Here is a 14,222-nt window from a genome sequence, read left to right on the forward strand (position 1 = left end):
AGAGAAAAGATCTCTTGCGACATTCCATCGCAAGAGATCTTTTTTACGTTTCGCGTGCTTTCTAAGGAGCTCCATTCGAAACGTCTCTAGCTGGAAATTAATCACACGTTATGATGATGAGCCAAAAAATACAAGGTTCAAGACAGAATAATGAAATGGAATTATTGAAATTTTAAAGTTATCATTTTACAATATATTACTCAATAATTTTTTGATCTCGTTTATATAATTGATAGAGTTTTATAAGTGCTCGCTTTTCAATGCGAGATACATAACTACGAGAAATATTTAAACGTGCAGCGATTTCTTTTTGTGTAAGGGCATCCTGCTGGTTTAGGCCATAGCGAAGTGTAACGATTTCAAGTTCGCGTTCGTCAAGCATATGCAAATAATGATATAGTTGTGCAACATGTTCTTTATGTTCAAGTTTTTCTGTGGCACTTTCTTCATCGCATTGTAAGAGATCTCGGATTTGTAGGGCATTACCATCTTTATCTGTACCAATTGGTTCAAATAAGCTGACATCTTTTTGCACTTTTTTCTGTGTACGCAGATGCATTAAAATTTCATTTTCGATACAACGGGCGGCATAAGTGGCAAGGCGGGTTTTTTTGTCAGGCGTATAACTTTCTACGGCTTTCATAAGACCAATAGTACCGATGGAGATATAATCATCAAGTTGTTCATGTTTTGGGTGGAATTTTTTCACAACGTGTGCAACGAGTCTCATATTGCGTTCAATTAGATCAAGACGCGCTTGTTCATCACCGCCTAAAAATCGTTCAATACAAGCAGCTTCCTCTTCTTTTGAAAAGGGTTTATGGAATGTTTGCCCCTTTAAATAGCCAAGTAACGCTGGGATTTCAAGCCATAACTGCAACATAGATGTAAAAATTCCGCTCATTGAATGATTTCATCCTTTCCCCATTTTTCGACAGTATATGTTATGAAACTGTGTTAAATGAAAAAAAGTGCAACAGCTAATGCGCTGTTACACTTTTTTTAACGTGATTGTACTAATCATTAGTAATGCTAGTATAGGGAATAGGAAAAGATAAAATGCGGGCTGGAACGTATTCGATGCAAAATACGTTAAAGTTAAGATCGTACCTGCCGCTGTAATTGGTAACCCTGTAAAATAGCCGTTTGCATCAGTAATATTGAAGCGAGCCAGTCTCATCGCACCGCAAATAATATATAGTACAGTCATCGACATGCCGACGAAACCAAAGTCGACTAAGACAACTTTATACATTAATAATGCAGGCGCCACACCAAATGATATAATATCACTCATAGAATCTAATTGTTTACCTAGATCAGACACTTGTCCGAGTGCTCTAGCGACCTTTCCATCATATCGATCAAGAAGGGCTGCAATAAAGATAAACAAGACACTGTAGCTATAATATTCGTGTAGTGTAGCCATTATGGCTGCGCCGCCGAAGGACATATTACTGATTGTGATAAAGTTTGCTGCTTGCGATTTCATTTTCTTAACCGTGGTATCCACCAACTTGTGATAAAAAAACAAGGGGGATCACTCCTTTGCACTTAAGATATTGTACCATTATACTTCTAAAGTAAAAAAATTGACAGTCTAAATTAATCGATAGGGGTTTTGTTTTATGAAAGAAAAATTATATCAACGCTTGATTGAATTAACAAATGGTAAGCAATCCTCTCATCTTTTGCAATCTATTGCAAAAGCGAAGTGGAGTAAACGAATTATTCCTAGCTACATGAAAGTATACGACATTAATCTTGAAGAGGTTTCAAAACAACAAAAACAATTTTCAAGTTTACATGATTTTTTTACACGAGAGCTTTTAGAAGATGCGCGTCCAATTGAACAAAATCCTACTACATTTGTAAGTCCAGTGGATGCCAAAGTGGAATCATGTGGACGTATTGAATGGGACATGACATTTCATGTAAAGGGGAAACAGTATGCTTTACAAGATTTACTTGGTCATACAGAACGTGCTTTACAATATACAGATGGACATTTCATCGTGTTTTACTTGAGTCCAGCAGATTATCACCGTATACACAGTCCGATTGATGGGGAAGTGCTAAGACAATATACGCTTGGTCAAAAATCTTATCCTGTTAACCAGCTCGGTCTTACATACGGTAAAAAACCTATTTCACACAATTATCGTTCAGTAACGGAGCTGAAAGTGGCTAATAATCAACAGATAGCGTTTATTAAAGTGGGTGCTACCTTTGTTAACTCTATCGTGCTCACTAATACAACTACGCAGTGGCGTAAGGGTGAAGAAGTCGGATATTTTTCATTTGGCTCAACAGTAGTAATGCTGTTTGAAAAGGATGCAATAAAATTTACGGAAAATGTTGTCCAAGGAAGCCCAATTCGAATGGGTGAAGCCTTCGCAAATATGCTATAATGGTCGAATAATACGTTTAGATTAGGGGTCGCTATTTTGTATAATTTTTTATTACCAGATGAATTTGTCACGAGTATTTATGAAATTACACCGGAAAAGCTTCAGGATTTAGGGATTAAAGGGATTATTACGGATTTAGATAATACGCTTGTGGAATGGGACCGTGCAGATGCAACGGAAGAGCTTATTATTTGGCTTCGCATTATGAAAGAATCAGGCATTCGTGTTATTATTGCGTCGAATAACAAAGAAGCACGTGTAAAGCAGTTTGCTGAGCCATTAGGTATTCCTTATATTCATAAGGCGAGAAAACCACTTCGTAATGCCTTTTATAGTGCCATTATTCAATTAGGGCTACGACCACAGGAAGTCGTAATGGTAGGAGACCAATTACTAACAGATGTAATGGGTGCAAATCGCTTAGGCTTGCATACGGTACTAGTAAAACCAGTTGCGCAATCAGATGGGCTCGTAACAAAATTTAATCGATTTATTGAACGACGTGTGTTCAATAATTTGAAACGAAAAGGAATTACTACTTGGGAGGAAAAAGAATGAACGAAATGCCAAATTGTATTGGCTGTGGTACAACAATTCAAACAGAAGATAAAACAGCAGTTGGGTATGCACCCACATCATCATTAGAAAAAGACGTGGTCATTTGCCAACGTTGCTTCCGTTTGAAAAATTATAATGAAATTCAACCTGTGTCATTAACAGATGACGACTTTTTACGCATATTAAACGGTCTTGGAACACAGCAAGGCTTAATCGTAAAAATTGTTGATATATTCGACTTCAATGGGAGCTGGTTACCAGGACTTCACCGCTTTGTAGGGAATAATCCTGTGTTATTGATCGCGAACAAAGCTGATTTATTACCGAAATCTGTGAAACCGAAAAAAGTGATTAATTGGCTAAAACGTGAAGCAAAGGCTCTTGGTCTACAACCTGTAGATGTACTTTTAGTGAGTGCTCATAAAGGTAAAGGTATGGCTGAAGCAATGGAAGCCATTGATGAGTACCGTAATGGACAAAATGTTTACGTTGTAGGTTGTACAAATGTTGGGAAATCCACGTTCATAAATCGCATTATCAAGCAGGCAACTGGTGAAGGTGAGATTATTACAACTTCTCATTTCCCGGGTACCACTTTAGATATGATTGAAATTCCATTAGATGATGGTAGTGCATTATATGATACACCTGGTATTATTAATCACCATCAGATGGCACATCATATTGATTCTAGCGAATTAAAATATATTATGCCTAAAAAAGAAATAAAGCCAAAAGTGTATCAACAAAATGCAGGACAAACGTTATTTATCGGCGCTCTTGCCCGTTTTGACTTTATTCAAGGAGACCGTTCGGCATTTACGGTTCACGTAGCAAATGACTTACCAATACACCGTACAAAGCTTGAGAAGGCAGATACATTGTATGCAGAGCATAAGGGTGAATTGCTTGCACCACCAACTGCCGAATTTATAGAACAGCTACCGCCATTAGTGCGTCATGAGTTCTCAATCAAAGAAGCGAAAACAGATGTTGTATTCTCTGGTCTTGGATGGATTACTGTGCAGCATGCTAATGTCGTTGTAGCGGCTTATGCGCCAAAGGGTGTACAAGTTTCAATTCGCCCATCACTTATTTAGGATGTACAAGTAGAGAAGAGGGACTAGAAAATGAAGAAATGGTTTGCAGTTATTGGTGATCCGATTGAGCATTCAAAATCCCCAGCAATGCACAATACTTGGTTCGAGGAACAGTCGATAGATGCGGCATATATTCCCGTGCATGTATCTTCTGAAAATTTGGAGTCAGCGGTTGCTGGCTTGAAAACATTAGGTGCAAGTGGCTGGAACATTACAATCCCACATAAAACAGCAATCATTCCTTATTTAGATGAGCTAGATGAGTTAGCCGAAAAAATGGGGGCTGTAAACACGGTTGTCCGAACAAAAGAAGGAAAATTAAAGGGATATAATACAGACGGCGTTGGTTTTGTGCGCTCGCTAGAGGAAGCGGTTGGTATGTCGCATAAAGACAAGCCAGTTCTTTTAATTGGTGCAGGCGGTGCTGCTCGTGGTATTGCTTTTGCTATGCAACAGCAAGGTTATACAAACTTAACCATTGCAAACCGCACGGTAGCAAACGCCCAAGCAATTGTCGATGAAATGGGTATAGGTAATGCTATTTCTTTAGCAGACGCTGAGAAATCGTTAGCTAATTTTGGCATTTTAGTGCAAATGACATCGGCTGGACTTGCTACGGGCAATTTTTCAATGCCATTTTCACTAGAACGACTTGCAGAAGGCGCAATTGTGGCCGATATTGTGTATAATCCATTAATGACGCCTTTTTTAAAAGCGGCTGAGGAAAAAGGAGCAACCGTCGTTACGGGTCTTGGAATGTTCGTTCATCAAGGGGCAATTGCTTTTGAGCATTGGCTTGGTGAATACCCAAATACAAATTCAGCGATTGCGCATTTAAAGGCGCAATTAGGAGGATATTAATTTTTATGTTAACAGGTAAACAAAAACGTTTTTTACGTGCAGAAGCACATCACTTATCACCGATTTTCCAAGTAGGAAAAGGCGGCGTTAATGACGAAATGACAAAGCAAATTCGTGAAGCATTAGAAGTACGAGAGTTGATCAAGGTACGTATTTTAGATAACTGTGAGGAGGACAAGCATGAAGTGGCAGAAGCACTTGCTAAAGGTGCTCATGCAGAGCTTGTGCAATTAATTGGACTGACAGTTGTTTTATATAAAGAGTCACGCAATCATAAAAAGATTGTATTACCAAAAGTAGCGAAATAAGGTGAAACGATGAAAAAGGTCGGTTTACTGGGAGGGACATTTAATCCACCACATAATGGACATTTAATGATGGCTAATGAAGTACTGCACGCATTAGATCTTGATGAGGTTCGCTTTATGCCAAATGCGTTGCCACCACATAAGTTTGCACGCCATGATGCTAGCGATGTGGAGCGCCTTGAAATGGTAAAGCGTGCAATAAGTCCATTTCCGTATTTTTCTGTGGAGTCGTATGAGGTGGATAAGGGTGGCGTATCCTATTCTTATAAGACACTTTCTGCATTGTGTATAAGAGAGCCTGATGTGAAATTTTACTTTATCATTGGTGGCGATATGATTGATTCGCTTCATACATGGTACTGTATTGATGAATTAGTGAAGCTTGTGCAATTTGTAGGAGTAAAGCGTCCAGGAACAGAGGCCACAACAGAGTATCCTATATTAATGGTGGAAGCTCCCCAAATCGATTTATCGTCCACACTGATTCGTGAACGCCTTGCCACTGGAGGAACGGTTACTTTTTTACTGCCAGAAGCGGTAGAGACGTTCATACGAGAGGAAGGTTTATATGGAACGCGAACAGTACTTAGCGGCGATTAAGCCACGTATGCCTGAGAAGCGCTATATTCATACCATTGGTGTAATGGAAACGGCCATTGAGCTAGCAAATTTTTATGGTGAAGATGAAAAAAAGGCTGAGACAGCAGCCATTCTTCACGATATTGCGAAATATGCAGAGATCGAATGGATGGAGCAAATTGTCCGTGATGAAAAATTAGATGCTCGCCTTATTGGCTGGGGTAGTGAATTACTGCATGGTCCAGTAGGTGCTTATATTGCAGAGAGCGAATTTGGCATTACAGATGAGGATATGTTAAATGCTATTCGATTTCATACAACAGGACGCGTGGGTATGAGCCAACTAGAAAAAATAATTTTTGTTGCAGATATGATTGAACCAAATCGTAAATTTGATGGTGTTGAGCGTCTGCGAAAAAAAGCAAAGAAAAATTTAGATAAAGCGATGAGTGCTTGTGTGCGCCATACATTGGCATTTTTAATTGACACAAAGCAACCAATTTATCCATTATCAATAGAATGTTATAACGATATGATGAAAAGAGAGGACAGTGAAGGATGACTTCAACTTTATTACAATCAGCTTACAAAGCAATTGACGACAAACATGGTGAGGATATTGTCGTTTTAAATATGCAAGGCATTTCACTTTTAGCAGATTACTTTATTATTGCCCATGGTAATTCTGATCGCCAAGTGCAAGCAATTGCCCGTGAATTACAAGAAATAGCAGTGAAAGAGGGCTATGAAATTCGCCGTGTAGAAGGTTTTGATGCAGCACGCTGGGTTCTTGTTGATCTTGGAGATGTTGTAGCGCATGTATTCCATAAAGATGAACGCGCTTATTATAACTTAGAGCGTCTATGGGGCGATGCACCGCAACTAGACATGCCTGAGGCTTAAGTGTGAGTAGTTACGAACGATTTGCACACGTGTATGATGAGCTGCAAACCGATATCCCTTATAATCTTTATGTGGAATGGGTTTTGCAGCATGCACCAAGCGGGCAATTCCCGAAACTTTTAGACATCGGCTGTGGTACAGGTATGCTTGGTCAGCTGTTTGCGCAGGCAGGTTATAAGGTGAGTGGAATTGACCTATCTGAAGATATGCTTTCAATTGCCGCAGAGCGCTTTGCTGATGCCGGATTACACGTGCCTCTCTATTGTATGTCGATGGATGAATTAGAGGGCTTTGAGGCGCTTGACGTTGTAACAATTGCTATTGATTCGCTGAATTATGTAGTTGAAGAAAAGGCAGTTTATTCAACATTAGAACGTATTTATGGTGCTTTACGAAATGGAGGCCAGCTGTTTTTTGATGTGCATTCGTTATTTAAAATGAATGATATATTTTTAGACGGACCGTTTACGTATGACGATGGTGATATTAGCTATGTATGGCATACGGAGCCTGGCGATTTTGAACATTCCGTTGTCCACCAAATGACGTTTTATGTGCGTGATGCTGAAAGTAATCTGTATGAACGCTTCGACGAGGAGCATCACCAACGTACATTCTCTATTGAGCAATATATGGCGTGGCTTCAGGCAATTGGCTTTCAACATGTAGAAGTAACAGTAGATTTTACAGATGATGGCCCTGAATATGAAAGTGAACGCATTTTTTTCCGTGCGGTAAAATAGAAAAACAGCTTGCTGGTAAACCAACCAGCGAGCTGTTTTTTACTTTGCGTAGTATTATTGAGTATAGGACATTTTTATAATCCAATCAAAAGGAGCTGAAATTATGTGGCACTTAACATTGCAAGAGAAAAGAGCATATGAAAATGCGATGAAACTATTTATTTACGAGTCTGATGAGGAATGGGCGCAATACCGTGCCTATGCAAAGGAAAATGATATTGATCTATATAAGGAAAAAAAACAGGAATTAGATGAATTACACGATCATTTGATGAGCTTTTTACCACCGCGATTTCATACATATGTTTTAGATGGTACGTTGAATACACCGGATGTTCCTAACCATGTACGGGTCGATTTTTTAGGATGGAGAGATGAACAGGTGCAGTTATTTGAACACATTCTCGAAGCAGCATTTACGGAGAAACAGAAAACGTTAGCTTATATGGAACCGAAGGAGAGAGAGGTCTTTGAGGAGAGTCTTCATGATGCAACGATAGTTAGTATTCACCGTACTGCTACTCAGGTGGAATTAACATTTGATATGACAGGAGGCTTTACTGCAAAATCAATCATTTCTCTAAAGTTTAATAATATTATAAGTGAGATAGGTCAAATAGAACCAGAGCAGTTTTATATTTATGACGAGCTCAGAAAAACAGCTAATGGAATGTCATTACGTGTTATTTTTGATTGTCCAGAGGTGGAGTGGACGATTGAAGCAGAGGAGTTGGACGCGGACTTTTATTATCGTCCAAAAACATACAGTGATTTTGCTGAAAACGGTAATTTTTCTGCGTACGTTCAAACCTTGCAGTTAGAGAATGGCTTAACCTTTATCACACCTCAATTAAAAAAACGAGTAATCGGGATTCAGCAACATGCACCGTTTTTAATGTTAGAAAATAGCTATCTATATGAAAATGATCAAGGCGTTTTTGTAGATACAATACGTGTGGCAGACAAGTTAGATGATTGTATTCATTTTTTACATACAGATACATATGAAGACCCATATGCACATTTTAGTGAGCCAGTACCCATTCAGGACTTGGAGGAAGCGGCACTCGGTACAGATGTAGAGTTAAAGGTTCGCGCATGGAATACGATGTATGCCAATCCTGTACAGCTCGCAGAGAAAATTAATGATATTTTAATGCAGATGAACCCAGCTCAAGAGGATGAGATGATGCAACGTGTGTTTATTCGGCATTTTAACAATGAGGGAATTTTAACGACTAAGCTTCAAACTAAATTTAAGGATCTATTAGAAGACTAACACCTTTTAGAAAGTATTGTTTTAAAGAGCTTCTTTGCACCAAAATGGGATTGAATCACTATAAAGGTGGTCCTTAGCCATTGCTAATTATCTCATATTAAAGCTCATCACCATAACGTGCAGTTGATTTCCGTTCCGGCTGGGCGCTTTCCTGGGGGCGTCGGGGCAACACGATGTTGGTCACGAAGGCGTTATCACAGGACGTGATGCCTTTAGCCTTCGTTCCCCTCCCGCTTCACTCGCGTTGCTCGCTCCAGGGTCTCGGGCCAACACGATGTTGGTCACGAAGGCGTTATCACAGGATGTGATGTTCTTAGCCTTCGTTCCTCTTACGCTAATCCCCAAGGAGTCGCCCAGCCTCCACTCCAATCAACTAATTCACTTCGATTCGTCAACGCTTTCAAAAAATAATTTATCTTTTCAACACCTGAAGGATATTGTAAGATGAAATAGACTCCATATGATTACCTTTTGCAAAGGAAGGGATGTTATAGATGATCCAATCTTTTTGGCAAAAGTACAAAAAAAGTATGTTGATCCCCGGCATACTTGTTATCAGTGGACTTAGTTACTTCTTTTTTTCGAGTTCTGACTCTTCACCTCCCCAAGAAGAGCTCATCGAAACAATCCAACCTATTGAACAACATGAAATAAAAGAATCTGTTGATGAAGCGGTCATACAGTCGGTATTTATTGATATTAAGGGTGCTGTTATACATCCTGGTGTTTACGAGCTTCAGTCTGATAAGAGGATTATAGACGCCGTACAGCTTGCTGGTGGCTATACTCAAGATGCTGATACGCAACTCATAAATCACGCGCAAAAAGTCGAAGATGAGATGGTTATTTACATTCCTATAAAGGGTGAAAAGTTAGACGAAATTACCTCTAATCTCATGACGATGCCTACTAGTGGAACTTCGCAAGTTGACAACGGTAGGAAAGATCAAAAGGTCAATTTAAATAAAGCGGATGAAGCAACACTTTCAACATTATCAGGCATCGGTCCGTCTAAGGCTCAAAGCATTATTGCTTATCGTGAGGAGAATGGTGGCTTTAAAACAATTGAGGATTTAAAAAAAGTGAGTGGTATTGGCGAAAAAACGTTTGAGAAGCTGAAGGATTTTATTTCAGTTAAATAATAGCATGTATGTTTTGAGATATTGACGACTCTTTTCAAAAAGGGCTACACTATAGAATAAAAAGACTGTTGCAATAAACGAACAGCTTAATACTATAATACTTTGGAGGTAGTCATATGGAGCGAATTACTTGGGATCAATTTTTCATGGCGCAAAGCCATTTACTCGCATTACGTAGTACATGTACAAGACTTGCAGTAGGAGCAACTGTCGTTAGAGATAAGCGAATTATTGCAGGTGGCTATAATGGCTCAATTACAGGAGATGAACATTGTATTGAAAATGGTTGTTATGTTGTTGATAACCATTGTGTGCGCACAGTGCATGCTGAGATGAATGCACTGTTACAATGTGCTAAATATGGGACGCCTACAAAAGGTGCAGACTTATATGTGACACATTTCCCATGTTTACCATGTACGAAATCTATTATTCAAGCAGGGATTGAACGAGTGTATTACGCTACGGATTATAAAAATAACCCTTATGCACAAGAGTTATTTGAAAAAGCAGGTGTAGAGGTTGTACATGTCCCGTTTGATGAACGAAAAATCGACTTCTTAAGCGATGAAAAATTAGCCTTGTACATAGACATGCTAAATGAGCTTCGTGAGAGTGGTATGCCTGCAGAGAAATTGCTCCCATATGAACAGAAGGTGAGTGCATTATTTGGCAAAAAGCTTTAACACATAAATGGATTTACGTAGCATTAGCTGTACTTGTTGCTGCAATAGCGGCATACAAGTCAGCTTGGCTACTCGTTTTTCTTCTACTTTTCGCGTTATGGCTTAAATTGAAAGGTGAAACGCGTGTCATTTCAGCGTTTGTGATCGTCGTTGGATGTCTTTCCTATTTCTTCATCGTTACATTTCATTTGACGGAATCTCCCCCTCTACCGTCAACATTCCAAATAACTTGGTCGAATGAATATAAAATAAATGGTCAAAAGCTTAGAGGCTTTGTCAAAACGGAAACAGGTGAGAAGTTGTATGTCGTCTATACATTCTCATCAGAAGAAGAGAAAAGCTTTTATGAAAATACTTCATTGACGGGTAGGGTTTATCTAGTTCATGGAGAACTTATAGCACCTCTTCCACCTGCACATGCGTATGCATTTTCCATGGAAGAATATTTAATAAGTAAAGGTGCTAATGGAATATTTGAAGTATCTAGCTTGACCTTTAAAGAAGAGAAAAGATCCATTGGTTCGTTTCTTGCAAAACAGAGACACTATATGAAAAAACATATTGAAACAACTTTCCCAGAGATACTAGTTGCAGAGGCACAAGCACTTTTAATAGGATCACAGGATCAAGTCGATCACGAGCTTCAAAGAGCCTATCAAAAGCTTGGGATTACGCATCTATTTGCTATCTCTGGTCTACATGTGGCATTAGTCTCTTGGTTGTTTTTTGAAGGTCTTCTTCGTATAGGTGTGCGGAAGGAAATGGCGACCTTAGTGTTACTCATCATTTTACCTATATACGGGGTCATAGCTGGTGGTGCTCCTTCCGTTTGGCGCGCAGTATCTGTCGTAGAATTAATCATGTTGATGCGTTACGCTAAGTGGCAAATATCGATTGATGATGCTCTAGCAATTAGCTTTATTTGCTTTGTTCTACTTGAACCAGGTGTTATTTTTCAGATTGGCTTTCAATTATCATATTTAGCAACGGTAAGTCTTGTTTATTCAGGCGTCATTTTAACACTATCCTCAAATTGGCTGATCCGTTCATTTTTGATTACGTTTGTGTGCCAGTTACTCGTCTATCCATTATTACTTCATCATTTTTATGAAATTTCTATTTCTTCATTTTTAGCAAATATTATTTTTGTACCACTGTTTTCCTTTGTTATTTTGCCTTTAAATATAGCCTTGTTTGTTCTAACGATTATATCGATGCCGGTAGCAAAAGCTTTGTTTGATATATACGAGCCGTGCCGTGTCTGGCTTACAAAGTTTATATTATATCTGCAGGAAATACCGTTTCAGCTGTGGTCACCAGGGAAGCCTGCTATCTGGCTTATTTGCGTGGCATTGATTAGTGTGTTAGTAGGTTTTTATTTTATCGAGATAAAACATTATGGTAAATTTTTAGTTGTCGTCTTCCTCCCTGCATTGTGTATTCATTTATCGCCGATGCTGTTTAACGAAACTAAGCTTACATTTTTAAATGTAGGTCAGGGTGATTGTACAGTTATTGAATTACCGTTTAGAAGGGCTGTGTATGTTGTTGATTCGGGTGGCGTATTACGTTTCGGGCAGGAAGTATGGAAGGCTTCAGATAGCCCATATGAGGTTGGGAGACAGGTTGTTGTACCGTTTTTGAAAGGAAAAGGGATACGAGATATTGATGTTTTTATCGCCACACATGCGGATGCCGATCATGTGGAGGGAGCTGAGGAGATTTTACAAGAGATTAACATGCATGAAATTCACCTCACTCCTGGTTCAATGGATAAGCCTGTGATGCGGGATTTACTAATGGAAGCCAAAAAGAAAAAAGTTCCCGTGAAAGAAAAAATGCAAGGAACAGCGTGGCGCTTAGGGAAGACTAGTTTTCAATATTTATGGCCCCGTGACACCCTTTATGAGGGCAATAATGATTCAATTGTTTTATATATACAACAGGAGTCATTTCGTGCATTGTTAACGGGTGACTTAGAAGCACATGGCGAACAGGAGCTTATTGATCTTTACAACAAGCAATTAGCGGATATAACATTGTTGAAGGCTGGACACCATGGCAGTAAAACATCAAGTAGTGAGCCATTTGTAGAGCTCTTGCGGCCTGAATTAACCATTTTCAGCGCTGGGCTCAATAATCGCTACCATCATCCGCATGAAGAGATTGTGGAGCGTTTTACAAGTCGAAATTTATGGACTTTAACAACTGGAATAGTTGGGACGATTGAAGTGAAAATTCGTGGAGATAGTTGGTCTGTGCAAAAGGAAAAAGACCTTGTCCAATGAGCACGGTCTTTTTCCTCGAACATTACATTAAATTATTTAGATGCTACTTCTACTATAATTGCGATAAGAAACATAAGCGTAAACATTCCAAATGATACACCGAAGCCAACGCCAGAATCGGTTGCGTCGTTACGGCTACATTGAATGTTTTTTCCTTCAAATGGATTCATTGTTATCCCTCCAATTCTGTTATTTATTATAAGACATCAGTTTCATAAAAGCTATATCGAAAAGGAGAATTTACCATGTGGCAAAGAATCGACACAATTTGGTCAAAGTCACAAAGGAATTCAAATCATGTATACTAGTAGTATTGCTAGATGGAGGGAAAATTATGATTTCAACGGTTTGGAATAATATCAAAAAAGGAGAGCTCGCACCAGTTTATTTACTTGTTGGTGAAGAAAGCTATTTTATAGATGAAACTGTTAAACGGTTAAAAGAAGCGATAGGACCCGAAGAAGAGATAGAAATGTCAACATTTGATTTGGAAGAAATGCCGGTGGATGTTGTGATGGATGAAGCAGACACCATTCCTTTTTTCTCTGAGCGAAAGCTAATCATTGCCAAAAACGCATCTTTTCTAAAGGCAACAGAAAAAGGGAAGGAAAAAATTGACCATGATATAAAACGCTTGGAAGCATGGCTTGCTAACCCTTCTGATTTTTCAGTAACTGTTTTTATCGCACCTTATGAGAAATTAGATGAACGTAAAAAAGTGACAAAGATGATGAAGGAGCATGCGTTTTTAGTCCAAGCTGAAACACCAAAGGAGCAGGACTTAGCCGTGTGGATACAAAGTATAGTCAAAGCAGAGGGTAATAGTATCACACAACATGCAATAGAGCAGCTTGTCGCTATGGTTGGACCGAATATGCTACAGTTGCAAATGGAAATTGAGAAGCTAACTCTTTATGTAGGGAATGGCGGTGAAATAACTACTACGTTGGTCGAGGATTTAGTAGCTAAAACGTTAGAGCAGGATGCCTTTAAAATGTTAAATGCTTATTTTGCAAACGATTCTGTAGGGGCATTGTCTATTTATCACGATTTACTACGTCAAAAGCAAGAGCCTATCATGCTTGTTGGATTGCTTGCATCAAATGTACGAACGATGTCCAATGTATTTTATTTATTGAAAAAGGGCTATCATCCACAGCAAATTGCAAAAAATTTAAAAATACATCCTTATCGTGTCAAGCTAATGGTTGAACAGCGTAATCGTCCCTCAGAGGAAAGCTTATTAAAGGCTTTATATCAATTAGCGGAGGTCGATTTACAACTGAAATCAACAGGGGGCAATCGTGAGCGTTATTTAGAGCTCTTTTTACTGCGTCAGCTTTAAAAGTATAATGATTGTTCAG

The 14,222-nt window shown here is 38.9% G+C and carries 17 protein-coding genes; 14 read left to right on the forward strand and 3 right to left on the reverse strand.

Annotation, left to right across the window (positions count from 1 at the left end; genetic code table 11):
- Window positions 1-196: 196 nt before the first annotated feature.
- Together sigK and pssA are read right to left on the reverse strand one after the other, a co-directional pair.
- Window positions 197-904: an RNA polymerase sporulation sigma factor SigK gene (gene sigK / locus MWJ95_RS13160; protein WP_053484741.1), complete on the reverse strand. Its 708-nt coding sequence runs from the start codon at window positions 902-904 to the stop codon at window positions 197-199.
- Window positions 905-991: 87 nt separating this feature from the next.
- Window positions 992-1,492 (reverse strand): CDP-diacylglycerol--serine O-phosphatidyltransferase, encoded by a 501-nt coding sequence (gene pssA, locus MWJ95_RS13165; protein ID WP_249073027.1) that lies wholly within the window; start codon window positions 1,490-1,492, stop codon window positions 992-994.
- A 136-nt stretch (window positions 1,493-1,628) separates the two neighbouring features.
- Between pssA and MWJ95_RS13170 the strand changes: the two genes are divergently transcribed.
- From MWJ95_RS13170 to MWJ95_RS13230, 13 genes are all read left to right on the forward strand, one after another.
- Window positions 1,629-2,411, forward strand: a complete 783-nt coding sequence (locus MWJ95_RS13170; protein ID WP_249105955.1) for a phosphatidylserine decarboxylase — start codon at window positions 1,629-1,631, stop codon at window positions 2,409-2,411.
- 36 nt (window positions 2,412-2,447) lie between these two features.
- Window positions 2,448-2,969 carry a YqeG family HAD IIIA-type phosphatase gene (locus MWJ95_RS13175; RefSeq protein ID WP_053484739.1) on the forward strand — a complete coding sequence of 174 codons (522 nt, stop codon included), beginning with the start codon at window positions 2,448-2,450 and terminating at the stop codon, window positions 2,967-2,969.
- Window positions 2,966-4,069 (forward strand): ribosome biogenesis GTPase YqeH, encoded by a 1,104-nt coding sequence (gene yqeH / locus MWJ95_RS13180; RefSeq protein ID WP_249072653.1) that lies wholly within the window; start codon window positions 2,966-2,968, stop codon window positions 4,067-4,069. The genes MWJ95_RS13175 and yqeH overlap by 4 nt, the downstream gene beginning before the upstream one ends.
- 30 nt (window positions 4,070-4,099) lie before the next feature.
- Window positions 4,100-4,930 carry a shikimate dehydrogenase gene (aroE, locus tag MWJ95_RS13185; protein ID WP_249072652.1) on the forward strand — a complete coding sequence of 277 codons (831 nt, stop codon included), beginning with the start codon at window positions 4,100-4,102 and terminating at the stop codon, window positions 4,928-4,930.
- 5 nt (window positions 4,931-4,935) lie between these two features.
- On the forward strand, window positions 4,936-5,238 hold the full coding sequence (gene yhbY / locus MWJ95_RS13190; RefSeq protein WP_249072651.1) for a ribosome assembly RNA-binding protein YhbY: 303 nt from the start codon (window positions 4,936-4,938) through the stop codon (window positions 5,236-5,238).
- A gap of 9 nt (window positions 5,239-5,247) precedes the next feature.
- On the forward strand, window positions 5,248-5,838 hold the full coding sequence (locus tag MWJ95_RS13195) for a nicotinate-nucleotide adenylyltransferase (RefSeq protein ID WP_249105957.1): 591 nt from the start codon (window positions 5,248-5,250) through the stop codon (window positions 5,836-5,838).
- Window positions 5,807-6,379, forward strand: coding sequence for a bis(5'-nucleosyl)-tetraphosphatase (symmetrical) YqeK (gene yqeK / locus MWJ95_RS13200; RefSeq protein WP_249072649.1), 573 nt, complete (start codon window positions 5,807-5,809; stop codon window positions 6,377-6,379). Before MWJ95_RS13195 ends, yqeK begins: the two co-directional genes overlap by 32 nt.
- Window positions 6,376-6,720 carry a ribosome silencing factor gene (gene rsfS / locus MWJ95_RS13205; protein WP_249072648.1) on the forward strand — a complete coding sequence of 115 codons (345 nt, stop codon included), beginning with the start codon at window positions 6,376-6,378 and terminating at the stop codon, window positions 6,718-6,720. The genes yqeK and rsfS overlap by 4 nt, the downstream gene beginning before the upstream one ends.
- 2 nt (window positions 6,721-6,722) lie before the next feature.
- Window positions 6,723-7,463 carry a class I SAM-dependent DNA methyltransferase gene (locus MWJ95_RS13210; RefSeq protein WP_249072647.1) on the forward strand — a complete coding sequence of 247 codons (741 nt, stop codon included), beginning with the start codon at window positions 6,723-6,725 and terminating at the stop codon, window positions 7,461-7,463.
- A 103-nt stretch (window positions 7,464-7,566) separates the two neighbouring features.
- Complete coding sequence (locus MWJ95_RS13215; RefSeq protein WP_249105960.1) at window positions 7,567-8,742, forward strand: DUF4085 family protein; 1,176 nt, start codon at window positions 7,567-7,569, stop codon at window positions 8,740-8,742.
- A gap of 494 nt (window positions 8,743-9,236) precedes the next feature.
- Window positions 9,237-9,884 (forward strand): helix-hairpin-helix domain-containing protein, encoded by a 648-nt coding sequence (locus MWJ95_RS13220; RefSeq protein WP_249105964.1) that lies wholly within the window; start codon window positions 9,237-9,239, stop codon window positions 9,882-9,884.
- 116 nt (window positions 9,885-10,000) lie between these two features.
- On the forward strand, window positions 10,001-10,570 hold the full coding sequence (locus tag MWJ95_RS13225) for a ComE operon protein 2 (protein WP_249072644.1): 570 nt from the start codon (window positions 10,001-10,003) through the stop codon (window positions 10,568-10,570).
- Window positions 10,571-10,677: 107 nt separating this feature from the next.
- Window positions 10,678-12,858: a DNA internalization-related competence protein ComEC/Rec2 gene (locus MWJ95_RS13230; protein WP_249105967.1), complete on the forward strand. Its 2,181-nt coding sequence runs from the start codon at window positions 10,678-10,680 to the stop codon at window positions 12,856-12,858.
- 32 nt (window positions 12,859-12,890) lie between these two features.
- Here MWJ95_RS13230 and MWJ95_RS13235 read toward each other — a convergent pair whose 3' ends face one another.
- Entirely contained in the window at window positions 12,891-13,028 is a 138-nt protein-coding gene (locus tag MWJ95_RS13235; RefSeq protein WP_249072642.1) for a YqzM family protein, read from the reverse strand.
- Window positions 13,029-13,192: 164 nt separating this feature from the next.
- Between MWJ95_RS13235 and holA the strand changes: the two genes are divergently transcribed.
- Complete coding sequence (holA, locus tag MWJ95_RS13240) at window positions 13,193-14,203, forward strand: DNA polymerase III subunit delta (RefSeq protein ID WP_249072641.1); 1,011 nt, start codon at window positions 13,193-13,195, stop codon at window positions 14,201-14,203.
- The last annotated feature ends 19 nt before the right edge of the window (window positions 14,204-14,222 follow it).

The organism is Lysinibacillus sp. Bpr_S20, assembly GCF_023337835.1.
In the GTDB taxonomy this organism is placed as follows: domain Bacteria; phylum Bacillota; class Bacilli; order Bacillales_A; family Planococcaceae; genus Lysinibacillus.

Coding starts and splice junctions, on each gene's coding strand:
- sigK (WP_053484741.1), bottom strand. CDS start 904: ATGAGCGGAATTTTTACATCTATGTTGCAGTTATGGCTTGAAATCCCA.
- pssA (WP_249073027.1), bottom strand. CDS start 1,492: ATGAAATCGCAAGCAGCAAACTTTATCACAATCAGTAATATGTCCTTC.
- MWJ95_RS13170 (WP_249105955.1), top strand. CDS start 1,629: ATGAAAGAAAAATTATATCAACGCTTGATTGAATTAACAAATGGTAAG.
- yqeH (WP_249072653.1), top strand. CDS start 2,966: ATGAACGAAATGCCAAATTGTATTGGCTGTGGTACAACAATTCAAACA.
- aroE (WP_249072652.1), top strand. CDS start 4,100: ATGAAGAAATGGTTTGCAGTTATTGGTGATCCGATTGAGCATTCAAAA.
- yhbY (WP_249072651.1), top strand. CDS start 4,936: ATGTTAACAGGTAAACAAAAACGTTTTTTACGTGCAGAAGCACATCAC.
- MWJ95_RS13195 (WP_249105957.1), top strand. CDS start 5,248: ATGAAAAAGGTCGGTTTACTGGGAGGGACATTTAATCCACCACATAAT.
- yqeK (WP_249072649.1), top strand. CDS start 5,807: ATGGAACGCGAACAGTACTTAGCGGCGATTAAGCCACGTATGCCTGAG.
- rsfS (WP_249072648.1), top strand. CDS start 6,376: ATGACTTCAACTTTATTACAATCAGCTTACAAAGCAATTGACGACAAA.
- MWJ95_RS13215 (WP_249105960.1), top strand. CDS start 7,567: ATGTGGCACTTAACATTGCAAGAGAAAAGAGCATATGAAAATGCGATG.
- MWJ95_RS13220 (WP_249105964.1), top strand. CDS start 9,237: ATGATCCAATCTTTTTGGCAAAAGTACAAAAAAAGTATGTTGATCCCC.
- MWJ95_RS13225 (WP_249072644.1), top strand. CDS start 10,001: ATGGAGCGAATTACTTGGGATCAATTTTTCATGGCGCAAAGCCATTTA.
- MWJ95_RS13235 (WP_249072642.1), bottom strand. CDS start 13,028: ATGAATCCATTTGAAGGAAAAAACATTCAATGTAGCCGTAACGACGCA.
- holA (WP_249072641.1), top strand. CDS start 13,193: ATGATTTCAACGGTTTGGAATAATATCAAAAAAGGAGAGCTCGCACCA.